The organism is Pseudomonas sp. P1_F7 (assembly GCF_056405655.1).
In genome coordinates this window covers 68,183-87,210 of the sequence record NZ_JBFUBR010000019.1, presented here as the reverse complement: position 1 = coordinate 87,210, position 19,028 = coordinate 68,183, and the positions used below count along the sequence as shown (strand labels likewise).

Sequence of the window (19,028 nt, the reverse complement as noted above, 5' to 3'; positions counted from 1 at the left end):
GTTCTGCAGGTGGGTACGGTTGTCGCAGACGAACAAATTCCAATCCTCCCGTCGCACGGACTGACTCAAGGACCATCATGAAAGCCATTCAACTCCAACACCCCGCTGGCCTGGACAACCTGCGCCTGGTCGACATGGCCGCCCCCGGCGCACCCGCAGTCGGCGAGATCCAGGTACGCATCCATGCCAGCTCGCTCAACTACCACGACCTCGGTGTGGTCACCGGCCACGCCCGTACAGAGGATGGCCGCATTCCCATGTCCGACGGCGCCGGCGTCGTCACTGCCGTGGGCGAAGGCGTGACGGAATTTGCCGTGGGTGATTGCGTCGTGTCGTGCTTCTTCCCCCACTGGCAATCCGGCCGCGCCGTGCCCACCACCTTCCAGACCGTGCCGGGCGATGGTGTGGACGGCTTTGCCCGCAAACGGATCAACCTGCCCACCGAGGCCTTCACGCTGGCGCCCAAGGGCTACACCCATGAAGAAGCCGCCACGCTGACCACGGCCGGCCTGACTGCCTGGCGTGCATTGGTGGTCGACGGTCACATCCAGGCCGGCGATACCGTATTGGTGCTGGGCACCGGCGGCGTGTCGATCTTTGCCTTGCAAATGGCCAAGGCGATGGGCGCACGGGTGATTGCCACGACGTCGTCCGAGTCCAAGAAAGAGCGCCTGCTGGCATTGGGGGCCGACCATGTCATCAACTACAAGGATCAGCCCGAATGGGGCGATGCGGTTCTGGCCGCCACCGATGGCCGCGGTGTCGACATCGTGGTGGAAGTGGGTGGTCCGGGCACGCTGCCGCAGTCCATCCGCGCCTGCGCAGCCGGCGGCCACATTGCGCTGATCGGCGTGCTCACCGGGTTTGCCGGCAGCGTGCCGACCCTGGAGTTGATGCGCAAACAGCAAACCCTGCGCGGGCTGATCGTCGGCAGCCGTGAGCAGCAACGAGACATGGTGCGGGCGCTGGAGAACTTCAGCTGGCGCCCAGTCATCGACAGCCGCTATCCGCTGGAACAGATTGCCGAGGCCTTTGCCCATCAGCAGGCTGCCGGGCATTTTGGCAAGATCTGCCTGCACTATTAACCCTGTAGGAGCGAGCTTGCTCGCGATGGTCTTCAACGAAAACGCGTGTTTACCGGTAAAACGCGGCGCTCTTGAGTCCATCGCGAGCAGGGCTCGCTCCTACAGATGCGCCGCTGGCAGGCAGATACTTCAGCGCGAAGTTTTTCCCGGGCTGCGTTCTTCGAGGATGTCACCCATGCGCACCTCGATCAGGCTCTTGATCTTTTGATGCGGCAAAATGTAGAAGTGGTTTTCCTTCACCGCATCAAGGGTGATGCGCGCGATATCGGTCGCGCTGAGCTTGCCGGCCTGGGTTGCCTTTCGCGTCTGTTCTTCGTACTTCTCTTTCAGCGGATTGGCGGCAGCCAATTCGGCCGGCCTATTGCGTCCGGCATCGGCGATGCCCGTCGGGACGAAGGCCGGGCACAGCACCGACACGCCGATCGACGCGTTTTCCTCCTGCAATTCAAGCTGCAGGCATTCGGACATCGTCACCACCGCATGCTTGGTCGCACAGTAGATGCCGTTGCCCGGCACCGACAGCAGGCCGGCGACCGAGGCGGTATTGACGATATGGCATCGATCCTTTTGCGCCAGCATCCGCGGCACAAAACTGCGGATGCCATGGGCGACGCCCATCACGTTGATACCGAACATCCACGCCCAATCCTGTTCGGTCGTGGTCCACAGCGGGCCGCCGACCAGAACCCCCGCGTTGTTGAACAGCAGGTGCGCGGCGCCGAAGCGCGCGTAGGTGGCAACCGCCAATTGCTCGACTTGCTCGGCACGGGCGACATTACAGGTCATCGTCAGCACTTGCGTGCCCGCCGGCAGCAACTCAACCGTGCCTTGCAGATTCTTCTCATCGATATCGGTCAACGCCAGGCGCATGCCTTCGTTGGCGCAGACTATCGCCAGTTCGCGACCGAAGCCGCTGGCGGCCCCGGTGATCACCGCGACTTTGTCGTGCAGTGGGTTCATGTTGGTTTTCCAGTCCTGTCAGTTCAAGGCGTGCGGCATTCGTTAAAAATCCCGCTACAACGTGCTGCACAAGTGCCCGGCATCCACGACAATTTCACTGCCGGTCATGCCACGGCTGGCATCGGAGGCAAGCAGTAGCAAGGCACCGTCCAGGTCGGCCGGCGTGCAAAAACGCCGGGTGGGAATACGGGCGCGCAACTTTTCGCCTGCCTCACTGCGCAGGAAATCGCTGTTGAGTTCAGTCATCACATAGCCGGGGGCGATGGCATTGACCCGGATCTCGTGACGCGCCAATTCCAGGGCCAGGGAACGGGTCAAATGGCTCAAGCCGGCCTTCGCCGCGACATAGGGGCTCAGGCTGCCGGCAACGCGGCTGGCCAGGATCGACGTCACGTTGATCAGACTGCCGCCGCGCTGCGCCTCGACCATGCGCCGCGCCACTTCCTGGGCGACGATCCAGGCCCCCTTGAGGTTGGTGCCGACCACCCGGTCCCAATCATCATCGGTGTACTCCAGCACATGGAGGCTGTCGCTGACGCCGGCGTTATTCACCAGAATGTCCAACGGCCCCAGTTCCTCGGCAACCCGCGCCAGGCAATTGTTGACCGATCCCCGGTCGGTCACGTCCAGGGCAAAGGCACGGGCGCGCCCGCCCTCGCCTTCGATTTCTTCGACCAGGGCTTGCAACTGCTCGACCCGACGCGCCGCAACCGCCACCTCGGCCCCCGCCGCCGCCAGCGTCCGGGCGAAATGCCGGCCAAGCCCGCTGGAGGCGCCAGTGACCAAGGCTCGACGGCCAGTCAGATCGAAAAGCTGAGTGATTGCAGGTTTCATCAGGAAAACTCCTTGTGTCCGTCGAGGATTTTTTTCGCCAGGCTCATGCGGTGAACCTCGCTTGGACCGTCGTAGATACGGAATGGCCGGATGTCGCGGAAGATGCGCTCGACCACGGTTTCCCCGGTCACACCGCGTCCCCCCAGAATCTGTACGCAGCGATCGACCACATGCCACAAGGCTTCAGCACTCAGCACCTTGGTCATGCTCGACTCGACATTGCCCCGACCGCCTTCGTCCAGGACCCAGGCGCAATGCCAGATGGCCAGGCGGGTGCTGTGCAGCGCCATCTGGTTGTCCGCCAGCATGAAGCCGACACCCTGGTGCTCCCCCAGGGTTTTACCGAACGAATCGCGGGTCCTCGCGTAGTCGCAGGCGATATCGTGGGCACGGCGGGCAGCGCCCAGCCAACGCATGCAGTGGGTCAGCCGCGCGGGCGCGAGGCGCACTTGCGCATAACGAAAACCCTTGCCGATTTCGCCCAGCACATCGGTGGCCGGAATCCACACATTTTCGAATCGCAGTATTGAATGGCCGCCTGCGAAACAGCTGTCCAGGGTCTTGAGTTGCCGTTCATGGATAATCCCGGGCGTGTTCATGTCCGCCAGGAACATGGTTGCCGAGCCATCCTCCATGCGCGCCATGATGATCGCGAACCCGGCCCCGTCGGCCCCGGTAATCAGCCATTTACGACCGTTGATGACATAGTGGTCGCCGTCGCGCACGGCGACAGTCTGCATCATCGACGGATCGGAACCTGCACCCGGCGCTGGCTCGGTCATGGCAAAACAGGAGCGGATCCGGCCACTGACCAAGGGACGCAACCAGCGATCTTTCTGCGCCGCGGTGGCCACCTCGTCCATCAGGTGGATGTTGCCTTCGTCCGGTGCATGGATGTTCAACGCAATCGGACCTAGCGGCGAATAACCGGCTTCTTCGAAGACGATTGCCTTGGCGAAGTGGCTCAAGCCTGCACCGCCCATTTCACGACTGGCGTGCGGGCACAACAGACCGGCACGACGGGCCTTGTCCAGCAGCTCTTGGCGCAACGCTTCGCTGGGACCGTGCGCTGTGAGGCGCGGATCGGTCTCCATGGGGATCACCTGTTCGGCGATAAAGGCGCGAGTCTTTTCGCGCAGGTCCAGCAACTCTTGGGGGATGGTGAAGTTCATGGTGGTCCTGGTTTCTGTTCGACTAGGGTCGTTGTTCGGCAAGAGGCGCGAGCTGCGCGTAGATGCGCTCCATCACGGTTTGTCGCTGGCGGGTCTTGGGGAGGTCGTAAGGCGTCAGGTTCACGACACGCACGTAGCAGCGCAGGACGCGACCGGCCTGCATGTCGATATCGATGATGTTCAGGCAGGCGTTGTCCTGTTCCAGGGCCGCGGCGCAACCACTCGGGCCACCCAGAGCCCAACCCAGCAGCAGGCGATTGACGGCGTCATGAGTGACCAGCAGCAAGCTCTGCCAGTCGGGCTCGGCCAGGACCTCTTCGAAGCGGGCCATGATGCGGCGGTCGAAATCGCTCCAGCGCTCCCCGCCCATGAAGCTGCCCTCAGGATCGGCAAAGCTGTCGTAGGCGTAGCTGACCTGCTGTTGCAGTTGCTGCGGGGCAATCTCGCGCAGACGGCCGGCACGCACTTCCCGTAGCTGCGCGCACGCCTGCAGTTCGATCTGGCGATCGCCCAGCAGCCCTTCAGCGGTCTGCCGCGCGCGTGGGTAATCGGAACACAGCGCACGGTCGAAACTGATCGACTTCATCACCTGCGCCAACTGCCGCACCTGATCTTCTCCCAGGTCGGAGAGCGGCACGCTGCGCGGGTCCAGCGGCTGGCCTTCGGGGGAGAAATAGTCCACATGGCCATGGCGTACCAGGTAGCAACGACGTCGCAAAACCGCTGGAGCACTCATTGGCCAAGCGCCTTCGGATTGCTGATGGACAGCCGTGCACGGGTGATCGCCGAGAGCGCCGACAACAGGCGATCCTGTTCACTCCCGGGCTCATCGAAACGACCCAGGCGAATAGCCCGGCACAGCGCCTGACGGGCATCCATCAGTGACGCCTGGTCATCGTCCGACAGTCCCGCAAGCAGTCGAGCCTCGGTAGCCTGCGCGGTCTCGCCATCAAGGTATTCGCGCCCGGCAATGGCCATGGCCTTGGCGACCATCAGCGCCTGGTAGCGCAGGTCACCCGGTAGCTGCGGCAGTAACTCATCGAGCAGGGTCTGGCGGGCAATCGCCAACAGTTCATTCGCATCGGGACGGTTGTTCATCAGTGCAGCCCTCCGGTCATTCGCAATATGTCCAGTTCCAGTTCGGGGACCAGCGTGCCGGTCAGGGCCAGTTCCAACGAAGGCTCCTCACCGGACAAATGCCGCTGAGCTTGCTGCTGGGCGATGACCGCCCAACGCAACGTCGCCATGACCTGCCAGAAGATCAGCTCTTCAGGCTCGATATTGAGGGCAGACACCTCGGTGTAACCCCGCATGAAGTGTTCCAGCGTGCCGATACCGCCCGCCTCCAGGTCGGGTCGGGCGAACCGCCAGCAGCGGGCGGTGAACCAGCCGATGTCTTCGCGCGGATCGCCCCAGCCGGTGAACTCCCAATCCAGTACCGCCTGCAACCGGCTGGATTCGGCCAGGTAATTACCGGTGCGGAAGTCACCATGGAGCAAACAGCGGGCTGTGCTTTTCGGCGCGTTGGACTCACACCAGCGCAGGCCCCACTCCAGCACAGGCTGAACCGCCCCGAGGCGGTCCAATACGGCACGCAGGGCATCAATCGACGCTTGCACCGAGACCCGCTGCGGATCACCAAGGAAATCCAGGCCGGCCTCGCCAGGCGCGATGCAATGGATACGTGCCAGGTTGGCGCCCAGGTCGGACACCAACTGCATATCGCCTTGCGCTCCCAGCGCACTGGTGAGCCGATGGCCAGCCGTGATACCGGACACCCACTCCATGATGAAAAAGGCCCGCCCGTGCACCGCGGTGTCTTCGCACAACCAGAGTGGTCGGGGCACCTTTACCCCGACACGGTGGACCGTGCTCAACACCGCGAATTCCTGGGCGCGGCTCAGGCTCTCCTGCACGGCCGATTGCGCGTCGCTGCGCAGGACCCAGCGCTGGCGGCCGGCATACGCGCCGCCCTCCACATTCACGTCAAGCAACCAGTTTTCCTGGATGGCGCCGCCAGACAGGCGCTGCTGATTGTCGACGGTCACCCGTTGTGCGCCAGCCTGGGCGCACAGGAAGGTTTCCAGCCTGGTTTTTTTCAGTTGTGCTTCGGGCTGCGGCACTGTCACCGCTGCTACGTTCGGACCACTCATTAGACGCCGCACCTGACCTGTTGGAATTGTTGTTGAAGAGGATGGCTTCACTGCAATCATTGACGGAGCAATTGCCGGGCCAGCTTTTGCTGCATGTCCTGATCGTCTGCTGGACGCCAGGTAACGCAGGCGCTGCAGCCATTTCACCGGGTGGCGGCGAGGCGTTATAGCGCCGACAAACGTTGCATTTCTGCAACATCTGCATTCAACTATGAAACCTTCCTGCAACACTCATCAGAGCTCGCTCGCCATGCAGCCCCGCCAACCCCGGATCATCGTTCTCATCAGCCATCTGGAACGCCCGCTGCAACAAAGCCGCCTGGCGCGCGTGGTGAACAGCGTGATGGCTGACTATTCGGCCGAAACCAGCATCCGCGTGCTGGACACCACCGTCGCCGAGTCATTGCAACTGGCCCGCGAGCTGGAGCAGAACAACGAAGTCGAAGTCTTTATTTGCGCAGGCGCTACCGCTGCCTACCTGCGCAGGCACCTGACCCGCCCGGTGCTGTCGATGCGCGTGGGCGGCGCCGATCTCCTGCGCGCCCTGGAACAAGCACGCCTGCGTTCACCGCACATCGCTGTCATCAGCTATGCGCGAATCAACGCCGACCTCGAGTCGATGGCAGCGCTGTTCACGGTGCAGATCCACCAGGCGTGCTACCTCACGCTCGAAGAGGCTCGACAGGCGGTGGAGCACGCCCGCAGCCTGGGTTACCAGACGGTGATTGGCTCATCGACCGTGGTTGAACTGGCGGAACGTATCGGCTTGCACGGCGTGCTTTCATTAAGCCAGGACACCGTGCGCAAAGCGCTGGAAGAAGCGCTGGGCATCTTGCACAGCCAGCGCCTCGAAATTGCCAAACGCCGGCATTTGAACGGTGTGTTGCAGCACATTCCGACAGGCGTTGCAGCCGTGGACAACCGGGGAATCGTGCAATCGGCGAACCCGGCACTGGAAGCCCTGTTGGGCATGCCGGCAAACCTCATGCTGGGCCGTCCCCTGCAGGAGCTCTGTCCGGAACTGGCGCTGGACGAAGTGCTGCGCAGTGGAGTCGGCGAAGAGAACACCGTCATCCGCCTGGGCCAGAACCTGGTCGTCAGCAATATCCTGCCGATCCTGGAAGACGGCCAACGCACCGGGCTGGTGTTGACTTGCCAGGATACGTCCGCGGTACAGCGCGCCGACCAGCGCATCCGCTCGACGCACCGTCCTGGCGGGTTCTCGGCCAAATACCGCCTGGAGCAAATCAACGGCAAAAGCCTGGCGACCCGACAGCTGCTGAAACTGGCCGAACGCTATGCAGCCACCTCCTCTACCGTGCTGATCACCGGCGAAAGCGGTACCGGCAAGGAGTTGCTGGCGCAAGGCATGCACAATGTCAGCAACCGCCAGCGTGGTCCGTTCGTCGCGATCAACTGCGCGGCGTTTCCCGAATCGCTGCTGGAGAGCGAACTGTTCGGCTATCAGGAAGGCGCCTTCAGCGGCTCACGCAAAGGCGGTAAACCCGGGCTGATCGAAGCCGCCCATCGCGGCACGTTGTTCCTCGACGAAATCGGCGACATGCCGGTGTCACTGCAGACCCGCCTGTTGCGCGTCTTGCAAGAGCGTGAAGTCCTGCGCCTGGGCGCAACAGAACCGATCAGCATCGACATCCGAATCATCGCCGCCACCCATCAGGACCTCTCCCGATCCATCGAGGCCGGAGAGTTTCGCAGCGACCTTTACTATCGCCTGAACATCCTGCGTCTGCAGACGGTGCCTTTGCGGGAACGCGGTGAAGACATCGCAGACATCGCCCGCGCCATTCTGCTGCGCCTCAATGCAGACAAACGCCCGCCGCGATTGCAGGAACGAATGCTGGATGCACTGCTGCCCAAGCTCATGGCGTATGCCTGGCCAGGTAACATCCGTGAACTGGAAAACATCGTTGAACGTGCGGCGCTTTCGGCACAGGACCTGCTGCAAGGCGCCGCGATCGATGAGCCGGGCCTCGCCCTGGTAATCCCCGAACTGCTGAAAAGCCAAGCCCTGCCCCATGCATCAGGTCAGGCAACACCGGCAGTCAGCGACTTGAAAAACATCGCCAAGGAAAAGGAAAAGCAGTACATACGCGAAACGCTTCTGGCCTGTAACGGCAATCTGGCGCAAACGGCTATTGAACTGGGTATCAGTCGCTCCACGCTGTGGCGGCGCCTGCAATAAAGACTCTGCGCACAGGGTGTGAGCCGTGTGCGCAGTGATTGGATTTACCGTCGGCGTTGCCGCAGGCCTGGCACCCGAGTGCTTACTGGAACACCTCGAAGAGTCCCGCCGCGCCCATGCCGCCGCCAACGCACATGGTCACCACCACATACTTCACGCCGCGTCGACGGCCTTCCAGCAAAGCGTGCCCGACCATACGTGCGCCACTCATGCCGTAAGGGTGGCCGATGGCGATGGAGCCGCCATTGACGTTCAATCGGGCGTCGTCGATGCCCAAGGTGTCGCGGCAATAAAGCACCTGGCAGGCAAACGCCTCGTTGAGCTCCCACAGGCCGATATCGTCGACCTTCAGGCCGTGTTGCTTGAGCAGTTTGGGAACCGCCAGCACCGGGCCGATGCCCATTTCTTCCGGAGCCAGGCCGGCGACCGCGATGCCGCGGTACAGACCCAGCGGCTTGAGGTTGCGCTGCTCGGCCAGACGCGCATCCATCAGCACGCAGGCGCTGGCGCCGTCCGACAGTTGACTGGCGTTACCGGCAGTGATGCAGCCGCCCTCGATCACCGACTTGAGGTTGATCAGGTCTTCCAGCCGGGTCTGTGGACGATTGCCTTCATCCTGACGCAGGGTGACTTCCTCCAGGCGCGCCTCGCCAGTGGCTTTGTCGATCACCTGGCGCATACTGCTGACCGGAACGATTTCGCCGTCGAACAGCCCGGCCTGCTGCGCCGCTGCAGTGCGTTGCTGCGATTGCAGGGCGTAGGCGTCCTGCGCCTCGCGACTGATGCCATAGCGTTGAGCAACCAGCTCGGCGGTTTGCAGCATGGGCATGTAGGCGTGGATGGCGTTGCGCTCCACCTGCAGGTCGCGCTCGGCGTAGGCCCATTCCATGTTGCGGTTCTGCACCGCGCTGATGTTTTCCTGACCAGCACCGATCGTGGCCGGCATGCCGTCGACGATAATCTGCTTGGCGGCCGTGGCGATGGCCATCAGGCCCGAGGCGCACTGGCGATCCAGGGTCTGCCCGCTGACCGACAACGGCAGGCCCGAGGCCAGTGCCGCCATGCGTGCGAGGTTCAAACCGGCAGTGCCGCTGGTCAGTGCGGTGCCCATGACCAGGTCTTCGATCTCCCCGGCTTCGATACCGGCACGTTCGACCGCCGCACGGATCGCGTGGCTGGCCATGGTCGGTGACTTGATGGTGTTGAACGCGCCCCGGAAAGCCTTGGCGATGGGGGTACGGGCGGTGGAGAGAATGACGGCTTCTTTCATGTTGCAACTCCTTGCGTGACGGGTCGGGGCGGCCAATGTGCAGTGGCCGCCGAAAAGTCAGATGCGTTCGATGCGGGTCTTGCCGCTGGCCACCAGGCGCTCAAGCAGTGCTGCCGGCTGGAACCACATCGCTCCGTATGCGCCGAGTGTCTGGCGGTAATGGTCGATACGTTCCAGCACCTGTGCCAGCCCCAGCCTTTCGGCGTAGTGCAGCGGGCCACCGCGCCAGGCCGGGAAGCCGTAGCCGTTGATCCAGACCAGGTCGATATCGCTGCTGCGCCGAGCAATGCCTTCGTCGAGCAACTGGATGCCTTCGTTGATCAGCATCAACAAGCAACGGTCGTGAATTTCCTGATCGCTGATGACGCGGCGCTGGATGCCCAATTCGCCAGCGATCTGCCCGGCCAGTGCGACCACTTCAGGGTCATCCTTGCGCTCGCGGCCTTCGTAGCGGTAATAGCCGCGACTGCTCTTCTGGCCAAAACGGCCCAGTGCGTAAAGCGCATCGGCAAGCTTGCAGTAGCCGGGATCGTGGGCGATGACGTCACGGCGCGATTCGCGTACCAGGAAACTGACATCGATGCCCGCCAGATCGTGCATGGCCATGACCCCCATCGCCATGCCAAGGCCGGTGAGCACACTGTCAATCTGCGCAGGCGTGGCGCCTTCCAGCAGCAAACGGTGGGCCTCGCGGGAATAGGGTTCGAGCATGCGGTTACCGATGAAGCCGAAGCACACCCCGGACACCACCGGGATCTTGCCGATGCGCCTGGCGATTTTCAGCGTGGTGGCCAGAACATCGGCGGCCGTGGCCGTGCCGCGTACCACTTCGAGCAGGCGCATGACATTGGCCGGGCTGAAGAAGTGCAGGCCGACGACCTCCTGCGGCCGGCGCGTGACGGCGGCAATGGCGTTGACATCCAGGGTGGAGGTATTGCTGGCGAGAATCGCGCCTGCCTTGCACACCTCGTCCAGAGTGCGAAACACCTGCTGCTTGATCGACAGGTTCTCGAAAACGGCTTCGATCACCAGGTCCGAGTCGGCGATATCGGCGTAGTCCAGGGTGCCGTGGATCAGCGCCAGGCGCTCGTCCATCTGCCCGGCCGTGAGCTTGCCGCGCTGGATACTGGTTTCGTAGTTTTTGCGAATCAGCTCAAGGCCACGTGCCAGGGCATCGGCCTTGAGCTCCAGCAACGTTACCACCATGCCCGCATTGGCGAAATTCATGGCAATCCCGCCGCCCATGGTGCCGGCGCCGATCACCGCAACCTGAGTGACAGGACGGATCGGCGTACCAGCATCCAGCCCCGGCAATTTGCCGACTTCACGCTCGGCGAAAAACACATGGCGCAGGGCCTCGGACTCGCTGGAAGCCTCGGCCTCCTTGAACAGCTCGCCCTCCCTGGCCAGGCCCTCGGCCAACGGCAGGTTGCAGGCTGCTTCGATCGCCGTCACCACTCGCTGCGGCGCGCTCTGGCCTTTCCAGCGAGCCTGATTGGCGGCGCGATAGTCGGCGAAATAATTCGCCGGCAGGGCTGCGCCCGGGTTTGTGTGCGGCCAGGTCGGGCGAGCCGGCGCCTGCCCGGCAATCAGTTCTGCGGCCAACGCCTTGGCCGTGTCGAGCAAGCTGTCAGCGCTATGTGCCACGCGATCAAGCAGTCCCAGCGCCAGTGCCCGATTAGCATTGATCGGCTGACCGGAGGCAATCATCTCCAGCGCCGCCTCGGCACCGATCAGACGCGGCAAGCGCTGAGTACCACCGGCACCGGGTAGCAAGCCAAGCTTGATTTCCGGCAGGCCAAGCCGAGCTCCGGCTTCAGCCACGCGGTAGCCGCAGGCCAGGGCTAGCTCCAGTCCACCGCCGAACGCCAGACCACCGATGGCGGCGATCAGTGGTTTGTCCAGCTCGGTCAAACGGATCAGCAGGCCTGGCAGGTCTGGCCTGGCGAACGACGCCGGGCTGCCGAACTCGGAAATATCCGCGCCCGCGCTAAACGGCAAACCCTCGCCGTAGAGCACAATCGCTTTCACGCTGGCATCGGCAGCGGCGCGGTCACAGGCCTCCAGCAATTGTTCGCGCAAAGCCTGGCCCAGGGCGTTGACGGGGGCACGGGCGAGGCCGATCAGGGCCAGAGGACCTTCGTTTTGATAATGGATCAAGTCATTCATGGATGTTTTCTCGTTCGGAAAAAGCAGTGGGTGCCGTGGAATAGCTCGATTCCCTCAGCTCAACTCGCTTTCCCGAATCAGCTTCTTGTTGATCTTGCCGACGCTGGTCTTGGGAATTTCCGCGACGAACTTGAACTGCTTGGGGATTGCCCATTTGTTGATGCGGCCACAGGCCACAAACTGTTGCAGGTGGGCTTCGAGCATCTGTTTGTCGACGAACTGCCCCGGTTCACACACCACCAGAGCCATGGGCCGTTCGCCCCATTGCTCATCGGCAATGCCCACCACGGCAACAGAGGTGACCGACGCGTGCTCGCTGATCAGGTTCTCCAGGTCCAGCGAACTGATCCACTCGCCACCCGTCTTGATCACGTCCTTGATGCGGTCCTTGATTTCCACCCTGCCTTGCGAATCGATGGAAGCCAGATCGCCGGTGTGCAGCCAGCCGCCGTGCCACAGTTCTGCACCCTTTTCCGGGGCCTTCAGATAGCCTTGGGTCAGCCATGGCGCGCGGACGACGATTTCGCCCAGGGACTCGCCGTCATGGGCGACCGCATGGCCGTTGGCATCAATGATGTTCAGGTCGACCATGGGTATCGGCATACCGGTCTTGATGCGAGCGGGTAACTGCGCCGGCATGGACTGTTCAAGTTCCTCGCCCCGCAGGAAGCTCAGGCAAAGCATCGGACAGCTCTCGGACATGCCGTAGCCACTGTGGACCTGAATGCCTTTGGCACTTGCCTGACTGGCGATGCCCAACGTCAACGCACTGCCGCCCAAGAGCATTTTCCAGCCGTCGAACCGGGTCGCCTTGCCTTCCTCACAGTTGAGGACCATTTGCAGGACTGTCGGTACGCAATGAGAAAAGGTGACCTTCTCTTCACGAAAAAGCCGCACCAGACTGTTGGGCTCGTAACGGCCGGGGTACACCTGCTTGATGCCCATCAAGGTCGCGACATAGGGCACGCCCCAGGCATGCACGTGGAACATCGGCGTGATCGGCATGTACACATCATTCGAACGCAGCAATGGCAGGCTTTGGTAAACGCCCAGGGTGCCCACGGCATTCAGGGTATGCAGCACCAGTTGGCGATGACTGAAGTACACCCCTTTCGGCTCGCCAGTGGTGCCGGTGGTGTAGAACAGTGTCGCCACCGAGCTCTCATCAAAATCGGCAAAGTCATAGTGGCTAGCTGCCTGGGACAACAGGCTTTCATACTCCCCCAACACGGGCAGTCCGGTGCTGGTCGCGACGTCGTCAGAGAGCCGGATGTAGCCCTTGACGGTGCTCAGGCCAGCATGAATCTGCTCAATCACGGGCAGGAAATCATCATGCACCAGCACCAGGTCATCCTCGGCGTGGTTCATGGTGTAGAGCACCTGCTCCGGCGACAGGCGAATATTCACCGTGTGCAGCACCGCGCCGATCATTGGCACGGCGAAGAAACATTCCAGGTAGCGATGGCTGTCCCAGTCGAGCATGGCCACGGTATCACCGGCCTTGACCCCGGCCGCCGTCAGCGCATTGGCCAGGCGGTGGATGCGCTCGATAAGGGTCTTGTAGCTGTAGCGTAGCTTGTCGGCGTAGACGATTTCATTGGCGGGCTCGTATCGAACCCCCGATAGCAACAAGCTCTTGATCAGCAGCGGGTAGGTGTATGCGCCTTGTGCTGGCGGAATTATTTTTGTCTTCAGCATGGTCGTGACTTCCTGGTTCAGAATTGCGCCGCATCCAGCAAATAGAGGCTTTCGCTACCGGCCATGACCGAAGCGCTCAGAGAATGGATACGCGGTAGCAGGCGGGCGAAGTAGAAACGTGCCGTGCCCAGCTTGCTGGCGTAGAAGTCATCCTTGGTCTGTTTCCCCAGCGCCGCTTTGGCCATCAGGGCCCACATGTAGGCATACGCGGTGTAGCCGAATACCTGCAGGTACTCGACCGAGGCCGCGCCGATTTCATTCGGGTTGCCCTGGGCCCGGTCCAACAGCCACGCCGTCAGTTCGTCGAGGGTGTCCATGGCGGCGTTCAGCGGTTGGGTGAACTCGCCAAGCTCTGCGCTGGCGTTGGCGGTGAAGTGGCGAACTTCAGCGGCAAACAAACGGTAGAGCGCCCCGCCGCTGCCGACGATCTTGCGCCCGGCCAGGTCCAGGGACTGGATACCATTGGTGCCTTCGTAAATCTGGGTAATGCGCACATCGCGCACCAACTGCTCCTGACCCCACTCACGAATGTAGCCATGGCCGCCGAAAATCATCTGCCCATGCAGGGTGGTTTCCAGCCCCATGTCGGTGAGAAACGCCTTGGCGATCGGGGTCAGCAAGGCCACCAACTCTTGGGCGCGGGTACGCGCCGTCGGGTCTTCGCTGTACTTGGCGGTGTCCAGTTGCAGGGCCACGTAGCTGGAGAACGCCCGCCCGCCCTCGTTCAGGGCTTTCATGGTCAACAGCATGCGCCGCACGTCCGGATGCACGATGATCGGGTCGGCGGCCTGATCCTGGTGCTGCGCACCGGTTGGCGCACGGCTCTGCAGACGATCACGGGCATACTCGACGGCGCTCTGGTAGGAGCGTTCGCCCTGCGCCAGGCCCTGGATACCCACGCCCAGGCGTTCGTAGTTCATCATCGTGAACATCGCCGCCAGGCCCTTGTTCGGCGCGTCGACGATCCAGCCCGTCGCCCCGTCAAAGTTCATCACGCAAGTGGCGGAGGCCTTGATCCCCATCTTGTGTTCGATGGAACCGCAGGACAGCGAATTACGCTCGCCCAGCGAACCGTCGTCATTGACCATCACCTTGGGCACCAGGAACAGCGAAATGCCTTTGGGCCCCGCGGGTGCATCCGGCAGTCTGGCCAGTACCAGGTGAATGATGTTTTCGGTCAGGTCATGCTCGCCACCGCTGATGAAAATCTTGCTGCCGCTGATCTTGTAGCTGCCGTCGGCCCGGGGCTCGGCCCTGGTGCGGATCATGCCCAGGTCGGTGCCGGCATGGGCCTCGGTCAGGCACATGGAGCCGCTCCAGACGCCGGCGTACATGTTCGGCAGAAAGCGCTCCTTGAGTGCCTCACTGGCGTGGGCGTTGAGCGACAGACAGGCACCCGCCGTCAGCATCGGGTAGGTGCCGAAAGACAGGTTGGCCGAGGTCACCATCTCCTCGACCTGGGCGGCGATCGCCTTGGGCATGCCCATGCCACCGTACCGCGGTTCACCGCCGACACCGACCCAGCCGCCTTCGGCAAAGGCCTGGTACGCCGCGATGAAACCATCCGGGACTTTCACCGCACCGTTGTCCCAGGAGCAACCTTGCTCGTCGCCACTACGGCGCAGCGGGGCAATGCTGCCTGCGCTGATCTTGCCGGCCTCTTCGAGGATGGCGGCGGCCGTTTCTTCGTCGACCACCTCGGCAAGGCTGGGCAGTTGAGCCCATAGCCTGGAGACCTCGAAGACTTCATTGAGCACGAAGCGCATGTCGCGCAAGGGGGCTTTGTAATCAGACATGGTGGGCTTACTCGGTCAATTTGAGGGCATGAGGCATGCCTGTTTTTTGGGGATGGCCGGTCTCACTGACGGGCAGCAGCGACTCATGCACCACTGGCTCATCCGAGGCCGTACGACGGTTCAGCGAGGGCCCGCGCAACAGGAAGTACGACAGGGCAGGAATCAGAATCAGCGCCCCCAGCATGTTCCACAGGAACATGAAGGTCAGCAGGATGCCCATGTCGGCCTGGAACTTGATCGGCGACCAGACCCAGCACACCACGCCGGCGGCGAGGGTGATGCCCACCAGCCCGACCACCCGACCGGTGAACGACACCGCTTTTCGGTAGGCATCCGCCAGCGATAGCCCCTGGCGCTGGTGGTACAGCTGCACGCTGAGCAAATACAGCGCGTAATCCACACCGATCCCGACGCCAAGGGCGATCACTGGCAAGGTCGCGACCTTCACACCGATGCCCATCACCACCATCAAGGCTTCGCAGAGGATCGAGGTCAGCACCAGCGGCAACAGGGCCACCAGCGTGGCGCGCCAGCTACGAAAGGTGATCAGGCAGAACAGCGTCACCGCGGCATACACGTAAAACAGCATGGTGCGATTGGCTTCGCGCACCACGATGTTGGTCGCGGCCTCGATGCCGGCACTACCGGCGGCCAGCAGGAACTGGCGATCCTTAGTGCTGTTTTCCTTGGCGAACTTGTCGGCAATCGCCACCACGGCGTTCAGCGTCTCAGCCTTGTGGTCAGTGAGAAAAGCAATCACCGGCATCAGCGAGCAGTCGTTGTTGAACAACTCAGGCGAGTTGACCGAGGCTTGTTGCGCGGCATAGTTCAGCACGTCCTGGTTGCGCTGGATGCTGTTGAGCTTTGGATTGCCTTCATAGGTGCCGGCGGTGATCTGCCGCACCGCGTTGACCAGCGAAGACGTCGCCTGCACGCCCGGATACTGCTGCAGCTCCCAGGCCAGACGGTCGGCGAGGACCAGGGTCTGGTAGTTCAGGCAGCCTTCCGGCGCGGTCTTGATCATCACCGCGAACATATCGCTGGACAGTGCGTAGTGGCTGGTGATGTAGGCGTTGTCGCGGTTATAGCGCGAATCGGCGCGCAACTCCGGCGCCCCGCTGTCGAGGTCGCCGATTTTCAGTTGCAGGCTGATCATGAAGCCGCCGATGCCCATCAGCGTGGCCACCAATACCGCCCCCGTGGCCCACTTGCGCGTGGTGAAGCGATCGAGCGCGTCCCACAGTTTGCCGAAGCCTTTGTGCTTTTCTGCACGGTTGTCGATTTTCAGCGCACGCTCGGCGGCCTTGGCGCCGACACCGATGTAAGACAGCGCCACCGGCATCAACAACAACGAGGTGAAGATCAGCACGGCGACACCAATACTGGCAGTGATCGCCAGATCCTGGATCACCGGGATATCGATCAGCATCAGCACGGCGAAGCCCACGGCGTCAGCCAGCAGCGCAGTGACGCCGGCGATGAACAGACGGCGGAAGGTGTAGCGCGCGGCGATCAGCTTGTGGGTGCCGCGGGCGATGTCCTGCATGATGCCGTTCATTTTCTGCGCGGCGTGGGACACGCCGATGGCGAAGATCAGAAACGGCACCAGCACCGAGTACGGATCGATGGCGTAGCCGAGCCAGGCGACGATGCCCAGTTGCCAGACCACCGCAATCAGCGAGCAGCCGACCACCAGCAAGGTGCTGCGTACACAACGGGTGTAGGCATAGATAATCACCAGTGAAGTGACGACCGCCAGACCGAAGAACATCATCACCTGGATCAGGCCGTCGATCAGGTCGCCCATGAGTTTGGCGAAACCGATCACCCGCACCTTGTACTGTCCCGTGCCCTCTGCCCCGGCCTTGCGCGCGGCGCTGTCGCCAGCGAACTCGATCTTGTCGCGCAGCTGTTCTTCGAGCAACCGCGAGAACTGGTGGTAGTTGATGCTCTGGCCAGTGGCCGAGGCCTTGTCCAGCAATGGCACGATCAGCATGCTCGACTTGTAGTCGCTGGCCACCAGGCTGCCGACGATGCCGGCGCGGGAAATGTTCTGGCGCAACTGTTCGATTTGCTCAGGCTTGCCCTGGTAGGCGTCGGGCATCACCGGCCCACCCTGGAAGCCTTCCTGAGTGACTTCGGTCCAGCGCACCCCAGGGCTCCATAGCGACTTCATCCAGGAGCGGTCGACGCCTTCAGTGAGGAACAACTGGTCGTTGACCTGCTTGATTACGTCCAGGTAACCGGGGTCGAAAATATCGCCCTGGGTGTTTTCGACCACCACCCGCACCGAGTTGCCCAAACCGCGCAGCGACTGGCGGTTCTCCAGAAAATTCTGGATGTACGGCTGGCTCTGCGGAATCATCTTCTCGAAGCTGGGACGCAGTTCCAGACGGGTCAGCGCCATGTAGCCCAGCACCACGGTGGCCAGTGCCATCAACAGCATGAACAGCGGGCGGAAGTTGAACACCAGCCGTTCCAGCCGGTTGCCGGAGCACCGATCGAAGTCACGCAGCTCGCGGATCACCGGCATGGCGTCTTGTTTGATATTGCCCATGTCTGGGTTCTCGCTCTTAGGGTTCGAGGGCTGGGTCGACGGACAACGTCCGCGTACCACGGCTGCCGGCCAGCACCAAGGTGCCGGCCGCGGACTGGCTGGCGCCGGCTATCGGGGTCGGTGCCGGTTGCTGCACCAGATGCAGTTGCGCGCCCGTCCCTTGGCTGACCAGCATCTGCCCACCTTGGGTGAACAAGCGGTAATGGCCACGGGCATCGATCAGGCCGGCGGTGATGCTGACGTGCAGGCCGGTGTCCAGCGCGGTCCAGCTCTGGCCGCCATCGGTGCTGCGCAGCACATTGCCGCGCAAGCCGTAGACCAGCACTTCGCCGGGCTTGCCGAGCACGCCGAAGAAGCTGCCCTGATAAGGCGTCGGCACGGCGGCGAAGCGTTGGGCGCTGTCGTCCCATTTGAGCAACAGGCCTTGCTCGCCGGCGATGTACACACTGTCGCCGGTGGAGGCGATGGCGTTGAGGTGGAAACCCTGGGGGTTGTCGGTGTGATCCTGGAACGGGGTCCAGCTCTGGCCACCGTCCTCGGTGCGCAGGATCAGGTTGAACACACCGACCACATAGCCAAGCCTGTCGTTGGCGAACCACACATCAAGGAACGGCTTGTCGGCGCCCTGCTCGACCAGACGCTGACCTTCAGCGACCAGCAGCGGCCATTGCTCGTTGGCCGGCTGGGCACTGGCCAGCGCTGCATAATGCTTGACCAGCAAGGCGCCGATCTGACGACCGTCGAGCTGCTTGCGCCAGGTGGTGCCTGCATCGCTGCTATGCAGCACGACACCGTCGTTACCGACCGCCCAGCCCTGTTTGGCAGAAGGAAAAAACACCGCGGTCAGATCGCTGCTGACCGGGACGCCAGCCTGCAGCCAGTGCTTGCCAGCGTCATCGGAATAAAGAATATGGCCACGCTGGCCAACGGTGACCAGGCGCTCACCCGCGCGAGCGATGCCGATCAAGGGGTTACGCACGGCCAAGGGACTCGGCTTGGCTGGCAGATCCAGCACATCAACATAACCGGCCGCCTGAGCGACACCCTGCAATAGCGCCAGCATCGAACATAGCAGCGCCAGCACGAAATTTTTCAAGGAACCCATACCGCACCTTCTAGGAAAACGGCACC

General features: G+C 62.5%; 14 protein-coding genes. 2 read left to right on the top strand and 12 right to left on the bottom strand.

Features of this window, described 5'->3' with window-relative positions:
• Positions 1-77 precede the first annotated feature (77 nt).
• Positions 78-1,085 (top strand): zinc-dependent alcohol dehydrogenase family protein, encoded by a 1,008-nt coding sequence (locus AC1D1M_RS26105; RefSeq protein ID WP_477777874.1) that lies wholly within the window; start codon positions 78-80, stop codon positions 1,083-1,085.
• A 129-nt stretch (positions 1,086-1,214) separates the two neighbouring features.
• On the opposite strand, the gene AC1D1M_RS26100 is transcribed toward AC1D1M_RS26105, so the two are convergent.
• From AC1D1M_RS26100 to AC1D1M_RS26075, 6 genes are read right to left on the bottom strand one after another with little or no spacing between them, the layout of a single operon-like run.
• Positions 1,215-2,045 carry an SDR family NAD(P)-dependent oxidoreductase gene (locus AC1D1M_RS26100; RefSeq protein ID WP_477777873.1) on the bottom strand — a complete coding sequence of 277 codons (831 nt, stop codon included), beginning with the start codon at positions 2,043-2,045 and terminating at the stop codon, positions 1,215-1,217.
• A 54-nt stretch (positions 2,046-2,099) separates the two neighbouring features.
• Entirely contained in the window at positions 2,100-2,879 is a 780-nt protein-coding gene (locus AC1D1M_RS26095) for an SDR family NAD(P)-dependent oxidoreductase (protein WP_477777872.1), read from the bottom strand.
• Positions 2,879-4,051 (bottom strand): acyl-CoA dehydrogenase family protein, encoded by a 1,173-nt coding sequence (locus AC1D1M_RS26090; RefSeq protein WP_477777871.1) that lies wholly within the window; start codon positions 4,049-4,051, stop codon positions 2,879-2,881. The genes AC1D1M_RS26095 and AC1D1M_RS26090 overlap by 1 nt, the downstream gene beginning before the upstream one ends.
• A gap of 22 nt (positions 4,052-4,073) precedes the next feature.
• Positions 4,074-4,787 (bottom strand): histidine phosphatase family protein, encoded by a 714-nt coding sequence (locus tag AC1D1M_RS26085; protein ID WP_477777870.1) that lies wholly within the window; start codon positions 4,785-4,787, stop codon positions 4,074-4,076.
• Positions 4,784-5,149 (bottom strand): DUF6285 domain-containing protein, encoded by a 366-nt coding sequence (locus AC1D1M_RS26080; RefSeq protein WP_477777869.1) that lies wholly within the window; start codon positions 5,147-5,149, stop codon positions 4,784-4,786. The genes AC1D1M_RS26085 and AC1D1M_RS26080 overlap by 4 nt, the downstream gene beginning before the upstream one ends.
• Positions 5,149-6,204 carry a phosphotransferase family protein gene (locus AC1D1M_RS26075; RefSeq protein ID WP_477777868.1) on the bottom strand — a complete coding sequence of 352 codons (1,056 nt, stop codon included), beginning with the start codon at positions 6,202-6,204 and terminating at the stop codon, positions 5,149-5,151. The genes AC1D1M_RS26080 and AC1D1M_RS26075 overlap by 1 nt, the downstream gene beginning before the upstream one ends.
• A gap of 250 nt (positions 6,205-6,454) precedes the next feature.
• On the opposite strand from AC1D1M_RS26075, the gene prpR reads away from it, so the two are divergent.
• A complete protein-coding gene (gene prpR, locus AC1D1M_RS26070) occupies positions 6,455-8,407 on the top strand; it encodes a propionate catabolism operon regulatory protein PrpR (protein ID WP_477777867.1) in 1,953 nt (650 codons plus the stop codon).
• Between the two features lie 82 nt (positions 8,408-8,489).
• Here the strand turns inward: prpR and AC1D1M_RS26065 are convergent, their stop codons facing one another.
• The 6 genes from AC1D1M_RS26065 to AC1D1M_RS26040 are packed head-to-tail and all read right to left on the bottom strand — an operon-like array spanning position 8,490 to position 19,002.
• Complete coding sequence (locus AC1D1M_RS26065) at positions 8,490-9,677, bottom strand: acetyl-CoA C-acyltransferase (RefSeq protein ID WP_477777866.1); 1,188 nt, start codon at positions 9,675-9,677, stop codon at positions 8,490-8,492.
• Positions 9,678-9,734: 57 nt separating this feature from the next.
• Positions 9,735-11,846 carry a 3-hydroxyacyl-CoA dehydrogenase NAD-binding domain-containing protein gene (locus tag AC1D1M_RS26060; protein WP_477777865.1) on the bottom strand — a complete coding sequence of 704 codons (2,112 nt, stop codon included), beginning with the start codon at positions 11,844-11,846 and terminating at the stop codon, positions 9,735-9,737.
• Between the two features lie 54 nt (positions 11,847-11,900).
• Complete coding sequence (locus AC1D1M_RS26055; protein ID WP_477777864.1) at positions 11,901-13,544, bottom strand: fatty acid--CoA ligase; 1,644 nt, start codon at positions 13,542-13,544, stop codon at positions 11,901-11,903.
• Positions 13,545-13,561: 17 nt separating this feature from the next.
• Positions 13,562-15,340: an acyl-CoA dehydrogenase C-terminal domain-containing protein gene (locus tag AC1D1M_RS26050; protein ID WP_477777863.1), complete on the bottom strand. Its 1,779-nt coding sequence runs from the start codon at positions 15,338-15,340 to the stop codon at positions 13,562-13,564.
• A 7-nt stretch (positions 15,341-15,347) separates the two neighbouring features.
• Positions 15,348-17,897 (bottom strand): efflux RND transporter permease subunit, encoded by a 2,550-nt coding sequence (locus tag AC1D1M_RS26045; protein ID WP_477777862.1) that lies wholly within the window; start codon positions 17,895-17,897, stop codon positions 15,348-15,350.
• 16 nt (positions 17,898-17,913) lie between these two features.
• A complete protein-coding gene (locus AC1D1M_RS26040) occupies positions 17,914-19,002 on the bottom strand; it encodes a WD40/YVTN/BNR-like repeat-containing protein (RefSeq protein ID WP_477777861.1) in 1,089 nt (362 codons plus the stop codon).
• Between the last annotated feature and the right edge of the window lie 26 nt (positions 19,003-19,028).

Excerpts from the sequence above, each read along its gene's own strand:
- AC1D1M_RS26105 (WP_477777874.1), top strand. The coding sequence starts at position 78 with ATGAAAGCCATTCAACTCCAACACCCCGCTGGCCTGGACAACCTGCGC.
- AC1D1M_RS26100 (WP_477777873.1), bottom strand. The coding sequence starts at position 2,045 with ATGAACCCACTGCACGACAAAGTCGCGGTGATCACCGGGGCCGCCAGC.
- AC1D1M_RS26095 (WP_477777872.1), bottom strand. The coding sequence starts at position 2,879 with ATGAAACCTGCAATCACTCAGCTTTTCGATCTGACTGGCCGTCGAGCC.
- AC1D1M_RS26090 (WP_477777871.1), bottom strand. The coding sequence starts at position 4,051 with ATGAACTTCACCATCCCCCAAGAGTTGCTGGACCTGCGCGAAAAGACT.
- AC1D1M_RS26085 (WP_477777870.1), bottom strand. The coding sequence starts at position 4,787 with ATGAGTGCTCCAGCGGTTTTGCGACGTCGTTGCTACCTGGTACGCCAT.
- AC1D1M_RS26080 (WP_477777869.1), bottom strand. The coding sequence starts at position 5,149 with ATGAACAACCGTCCCGATGCGAATGAACTGTTGGCGATTGCCCGCCAG.
- AC1D1M_RS26075 (WP_477777868.1), bottom strand. The coding sequence starts at position 6,204 with ATGAGTGGTCCGAACGTAGCAGCGGTGACAGTGCCGCAGCCCGAAGCA.
- prpR (WP_477777867.1), top strand. The coding sequence starts at position 6,455 with ATGCAGCCCCGCCAACCCCGGATCATCGTTCTCATCAGCCATCTGGAA.
- AC1D1M_RS26065 (WP_477777866.1), bottom strand. The coding sequence starts at position 9,677 with ATGAAAGAAGCCGTCATTCTCTCCACCGCCCGTACCCCCATCGCCAAG.
- AC1D1M_RS26060 (WP_477777865.1), bottom strand. The coding sequence starts at position 11,846 with ATGAATGACTTGATCCATTATCAAAACGAAGGTCCTCTGGCCCTGATC.
- AC1D1M_RS26055 (WP_477777864.1), bottom strand. The coding sequence starts at position 13,544 with ATGCTGAAGACAAAAATAATTCCGCCAGCACAAGGCGCATACACCTAC.
- AC1D1M_RS26050 (WP_477777863.1), bottom strand. The coding sequence starts at position 15,340 with ATGTCTGATTACAAAGCCCCCTTGCGCGACATGCGCTTCGTGCTCAAT.
- AC1D1M_RS26045 (WP_477777862.1), bottom strand. The coding sequence starts at position 17,897 with ATGGGCAATATCAAACAAGACGCCATGCCGGTGATCCGCGAGCTGCGT.
- AC1D1M_RS26040 (WP_477777861.1), bottom strand. The coding sequence starts at position 19,002 with ATGGGTTCCTTGAAAAATTTCGTGCTGGCGCTGCTATGTTCGATGCTG.